Raw genomic sequence first — 6,179 nt, forward strand, 5'->3', positions numbered from 1 at the left:
GCGCCCGAACCGCAGCGCATAGCTGAGGCCTACAGTGCCGCCGGATTGGCCAGCACCGCCTTCGGGTGCCGACTGATAGCCAAGGGTCAGGGCCAGTTCGTCATCACCGATCACCTCCATGCCGATCCCGGTACTGACGCCGTAGTTGAAGGTGTTGTCGACCCACTGCCAGCCGGCATTCAGATCGATCAGCCAGGTGTACTGGCCGCGGGTGCGGTTGAACGCCCCGGGAAACCCGCGGCGCCAGGTGCTGCCGACATAGACCTGGCCGTAGCGGTCGGGCAACAGGTCCTTGGCGGTCAGTTGCCCCGGGTTGTCCAGGCCCAGCCCGGCCAGCTCGATGGCACCGCCCTGGCTGCTGGCCAGGTGGTCTAGCGATGGACTGTCGAGGCGGTTGTGCTGGTAGTCGATGCCGCTGCGCAGTGCCCAGCTGGGCCCGGCGAATTGCAGCATGTGCAGGTACTCCAGCCTGACCTGCTGGCCGCTGCCCAGATCGTCGCCCGCGCGGGTCTCGAACCAGCGCTGGGCGAGCCTCCAGGACAGCTGGTCGCGCGGCGAGATACGATGACGCCCTCCCAGCCACAGGTCGTTCTGCTGCCCCAAGGCAAGCATCAGCCCGGTGTCCTCGTTCTTGCGCTGCCAGTCGGCGCCGGCTTCGAGCACATCGCCCGGCGTGAGCCGCCAGCTGCGGCTCAGGCCAAGGCCGGTGCGGTTGTCGTCATCGCGCAGGCTGGCATCGAGCAGCAGATTGACCGTGCCATCGGCCAGGGGGCGTTGCAGCGTCAGCGTGGCGTTGCGCTCGGTGCCCAGGGCCGAGCTTTCAAGCAGGTCGCCGCTGTACCTGCCCTGTTCCAGGTCCAGCTGGGCGTACCATTCCTTCCCGAGGTAATGGGCCAGGCTCGCACGCGGGCCATCGAACACCAGCCCGCCGTAGTCCTGGCGACGCCAGCCGGCTCTCAGCCCCTGTGGCGTGGCTTCGGTCAGGCTGATGGCCTGCTGGCGCAGCTGCTCGCGGCGGGCCTGGGATTGCTCGCCGCCCAGCTCGCCAAGGGCGGTGGCCAGGGCATCGGCCGGGCGGCCCAGGGTCGTCAGTGCCTCGACCCGTAGCCCCGCATCCAGCCCGCCGCTGGCGACCAGGGTTTCCAATGCCTTGCGGTCGTGCCCACGGAGGATTTCCTGCACCTGCTCGAAACGCTCGATGCGCAAGCCGCGGCTGCGGGCCCAGGCCAGCCACGGGTCTTTCTGTTTCGATTGTCCGAGGCTGTCCAGGCGCGCGAGCATCTGCTCGAACCAGAGCTGCAACATGGGTTGCGAGCCATCCTGCCACTGCAGCGCCTGGGCTTGGGCCTTGCGCGAGGAGTAGCTGCTGGCCAGCAGGCGCAACCAGGTGGCGTAGCCCTGCGGCGTGGCGGTTATACGCTGGGGAGACATGTCGCGGATCAGGCGTAGCCGCAGGCGCTGGGCCCGGTCTGCATAGCCGCCGGCCTCCAGGGCATCGGCATAGGCCGCCAGCACCAGCCAGTCAGCCTTGTTGTGCTTGAGGTAGCGCCCGTACCAGGCCAGGGCCTCGCGGCGCCTGCCCAGCTGCTGGCTGGCAGCGGCAAAGGGCAACCACAGGCTGCTGCTGTCACGCGCCAGGCCGCGCCATTGCTGCAGCAGTGGCGTGAAATCATCGCGGCGTCCCTGGTCGACGTAGAGCCACAACAAGCGCTCGCGAAACCTGAGGTCGTCGGGATATCGCTGCAGGCCCAGCCGGTACAGACGCTCGGCCTCCTCCGGCTGGTTGCGCTGCTGGGCCAGGGCGCCGCCGGCTGCCAGCACATCGGCGTGCCCGGCGACCCTGGGCGCGGCGCAGGCCGCTTGCAGCAGGCTCGCGACCTGGTCCCACTCCTGCAGCTCCTGGGCCAGCTGCAGGGCGTAGGCCAGACGGTCCGGTTCACCGGTGCGGTGCCAACTGTCGACGGCAAGATGCAGGGCCTTTTGCGGAGCAGCGTTGCGGTACAGGTTGATCAACGCGCTCTCGTCACCGCTGTCCAGATGGCCCTGAAGGGCCAACGTCCGCTCCAGGCCATGACGCAGCTCGTCATCCAGCCCGAGCTCCCAGGCCAGGGTCGAGCGCGCCCGCCAGTAGTCGAGATCGTCCACTGTACGGCTGTCGACACCATTGATCACCCGCCAGGCCGCTTGCGGGTCCGATCGCCTGAGGTGGTTGCTGGCCCAGTCCATGCGCTCGCGCATGGTCAGGGGAAAACGTTCGGCATAGCGATTCCAGACTTCCAGGCGCTTGTCGTACTGGCGCGAATCTTCCAGGTTCTGCAGCAGCCGCACCCAGGCCAGGCGATGGCCGGCGTGTTGTTGTGCATAGCCCTGCAGCCACTGTTCCGCATTCTCTGGCGTGCCGCGGGTCTGTTCGGCGTAGACCAAGGCATCCAGCTCGGTGTCGGTCAGTGGCCGGGTTTCACGGATGCTGGCCAACAGCGCGATGCCCTGCTCGTAGCCTGTGTCGTCGGTCGGCCCCTGCAAGGCCAGGCGCCAGACATGCTCGTACAGCCCCGGCTCATCCTGCCGCTTGAGCAGGGCAAGCCAGTGATTCAGCGCGGCCGGGTAGTCGTGCTGCCACTCGGCGACAAGCGCCACTTGCCTGAGCAGTTCGGGGTCGTCGGGGGCCTGCACCAGCAACTGCTCACCGGCATGCCGCGCGCCGGCCAGGTCGCCGAACGCCAGGCGTTGCTGCAATTCCTTGCGCCACACCTCAGCGCTTTCGGGTTGCTGCCTGCGCCACAGCGCAAAGAACTGCCCGGCCAGTTCAGGTTGTTGGTAGCCGATGGCCGCACCAACTGCCTGGTCCAGCATCGTGGGCTCGAACAGCGTCTCGGGCTGCGCCTTGATTTCAGCGGCCAGCAACTCGACGGCCTGCTCGCCGCGGTCTGCCGCGAGCAGGCTATTGAAAGCCTTGACCAGGTATTGCTGGCGCAGGGCCAGGTCCTGGCTCTCGCCCAGCAGCTGGACATACAGCTGCGCGGCGTGGTCTGGCTGCTGGCTGGCCAGATACCAACGCGCCGCTTCGCCCAGCCAGTGCGGTGCCCGCTGCGGCTCGCGGCCTGCCAGTTCACGGTAGCTGTCGGCCGCCACGCCCGGCACCTGGACGCCCAGGGCCAGGGTCGCCAGCTGTTGCAGCTGGCGCGTCGGCAAGGCGCTGTAGTCCAGGGCGCGAAGGCGTGCAGCCAGGTCCTCGGCGTGGACACGGCCGCTGGTTTCGTCCGCGCTGCTCAGCAGACCCGCATCGTGGGCCAGCTGGTAGAAGGCCTGCAAGTTGCGGTCAGGGTTCGGCCAGCTGTCCAGGTGTTGCTGCGCCCGTTCGAAGTCGCCCAGCTGCAGCAGCAGGTCGAGCAATTGCGTGCGCAGTGTCTGGTTGTGCGGGTAGGCGCCCAGCAGTACCTCGGCGTAGCCGGCCGAGACTTCGTCCGCGCCCTGCCCGTTGGGCGCGAACACCTCCTCTTTCTGCAGGGTCGCCCAGAGCACCACGCCGGCCACCATCGCCACCACCAGCAGTGCCCAGTGGTTGAGCAGGCGCGGGTTATCGGTTGCAGAGGAGCTTGGCATCTTTCACCTGCTTGTACGGAAGTTGAAAGTGCCAGAGTCCTTGCGCGGACGTCCCGGTGAACTGCTGTCCATCGAATTCGACCCGGCAGCTCCCCGCCGCGCGTACCGAAAATTGCAGATCGAACTCGCCGGCGAAGGCAAAGCTGACCTGCTGGTCGTTGAGGTACCGCCAGCTGCTCAACGGCAGGTTGGCTTCTTCCAGCGCCGGGCGCGGATCGCGCTGACGCTCCAGCACCAGGCGCGGGCGCTCGCTGCTCAGGTGCACATAACGTCCCTTGGGCAGGTCCCGGACCCCGGCGACGCCCTCCGAGCGCAGCAGGTCCGGCCAGCCCAGCTGCGGGTCCAGGCGCAGCGTGCGCAGGCCGTCCAGGCCACGCAGTTGCCAGGAGCCGTCGGCGGCACGCGCAAGACTCGACGTCTGCAGCCCGTGCAGGCGCGTCAGGTAATCGCTCATCCGCAGCGACAACGTGAGGGACGGTTCGCCCTGGCCACCTGTGACCGCCGTCAGGATGCGCCGGCCGTTTTCGGTGGTGGTGTCCGGGCGCGGCTGTGCTGGCAGCCGCAGCGCCTCGCGAAGAAACACGAACGGGTCGAGTATCCACTGGCTACGCTCGGCATCGGTCTTCACCACATAGGGGGCCAGGGCCATGCCGCCCCATCTTGCCGTGAGGACCGGCATAGCGCGCCGCGCGGCCGGGCTCAGGCCGAGGCGCTGCAACAGTGCCGGGTCCTCGATGGGCAGACTGTCCATGATCGCCAGCGGCACCTTTTCATCCAGACGCTGGTTCAGCCAGGTGTTGAAGGCGTTGCTGTCGGCAGGCACGCCACGGGTCATCCACACGACCACCCCTGCATACAGCCCGCGAAAGCGGTGTTGTGGCAGGTCGTCGACGGCGAGCGGATCAATCCGATAGCCCAGGTATTCCAGGACCTCGCGCAGCACCTGGTGTCCGGGATGCTGGACCAGGGCGCCGTCACGCGGGTCATGGACAAAGGCGATGCGCCGTGGCTGGACTTCCACGCCACTCAGGCCGATGGCATTCAGCTCGGGGCTGGTCACCACCGGCACGAAACCTTCAGCGCTCAGTTGCCTGACCAGCTTGCGCGCCTTGGCGCGGTGCTGGATTGGCAGGTAGTCGATGGCAACCAGCGGAATCTGGCGTTGCCGCAATGGGCCCAGCTGGGCCTCGAGCCATTGGCGGTCACTGTCCGGCACGCGCCGGAAGCGCTTTTTTTCAGCGTCCCAGCCGGCATGGATCGACTCCACCGCCACGGCCGCGGCCACCCCATCCAGCTCGCCGAGCACCTCGAAACCGCGGTTGAAGAACAGCTGCAGGTCCGGCTGGCGGGCATGCAGTTCGCGCAGGAAACTCACCAGCGCCTGGCGCTGGCCGGGGCGGTCAGCCTCTGGCAGCAGCTGGAAGCTGTCGAGGGTATCCAGGAACAGGCCGGCATAGCCCTGGGACTGCAACCGCGCGGCCCGCTTGAACAGATGATCGCGCCATGCCGCCGTGGTCAGGTCCATCACCTGGCTGTTCCAGGCCTTGTTGCGCATGGGGCTGCTCGCGTGATTTACCGCCTGCGCATCGAGCGCCTGCTGATCACCGTTGAATTCACCGATCGACAGATAGGCGAACGGCTTGGTCCCCAGACTGCGCAAGGTCGAGACATCCTGCGTCGACAGGTGCCCCGGTTCCACCACTGCCCAGTCGAACTGCGACAGTTCGGCCAAAGGCGGCTGGTCGGCATACCAGAACGCCACGCTGGCGGGCGCCTGTTCATGAGCCTGCGCGGTGAGACCCGCCGCGCACAATGCCAGGGCCGACCACGCGCGCCTGGCCCTCAAGCGATCAACTTTGCTTGCCATGTTTCACCCACGCACATGTACTCGGTGCGAGCCGATGAAACCGCCCTCCACGGGATATGACGCTGCATCCAGCATGCATGAGACCGCCTCCGATAAAAATCAGACAGAAATGATTGGTCAGATTTATTACAGGTGAGTGATATCATTGCTGACGCAGCATACTTGACGCTGGAATCGAGGCACCCAGGCCAGATCGCGAGCAAACATCGAAGCACTTCAAAATCGGCAACGCCACGGTGATGATTATGACCGGGGCTCAGGAACGGCGCTGCCTGCGAGGAAAATATGGCACGATCAAAAAAATGATGTCAATAGCAAAAAGTTTATTTCATGAGGCTGTAAGAACGGAATCTAATTAGTGGCCTGTTCAAGGTAGTTCGTGACGCGCAACCTCTTTCACATTCACGAACAGTGCAACTTCGAGCGATCTGTTTCAAGTGCGTTACACGTTGTTAAGTTAGCGATACGTTTCTCCATCAATTACGCTGTTTCACTGTTTCATGACGGCTACATATTCCGTCCTGCAAAGTTGAGCAGTCGCTCAGGGTGCCGCGTGTCATCCGGTTGTCGGAAAAGCTCAAGGCATCGCCCACAGATAAGCTTTGCGCATAATCATATAGTAAACCTATTATTGTTTTGCATGATTAGCTTAGAACCACAAAGCCTTTCACAATCCCCTTCCTCACCCGCTATGTTCCCCCGAATCGCA

2 protein-coding genes are annotated in these 6,179 nt (G+C 65.3%); both read right to left on the minus strand.

The annotated features are described in order from the left end of the window. A partial coding sequence (locus VJS90_RS09900; protein ID WP_324121467.1) for a tetratricopeptide repeat protein occupies positions 1–3,603 on the minus strand: 3,603 nt, incomplete at its 3' end. Further along, positions 3,578–5,470 carry an endo alpha-1,4 polygalactosaminidase gene (locus VJS90_RS09905; protein WP_324121469.1) on the minus strand — a complete coding sequence of 631 codons (1,893 nt, stop codon included), beginning with the start codon at positions 5,468–5,470 and terminating at the stop codon, positions 3,578–3,580. The genes VJS90_RS09905 and VJS90_RS09900, both read right to left, overlap by 26 nt. Positions 5,471–6,179 lie beyond the last annotated feature (709 nt).

Origin of the sequence: Pseudomonas sp. (assembly GCF_035277045.1) — a bacterium.
In the GTDB taxonomy this organism is placed as follows: Bacteria; Pseudomonadota; Gammaproteobacteria; order Pseudomonadales; family Pseudomonadaceae; genus Aquipseudomonas.

What these genes read in the sequence shown, in the direction of transcription:
- VJS90_RS09905 (WP_324121469.1), bottom strand. Translation starts at nt 5,470, where the DNA reads ATGGCAAGCAAAGTTGATCGCTTGAGGGCCAGGCGCGCGTGGTCGGCC.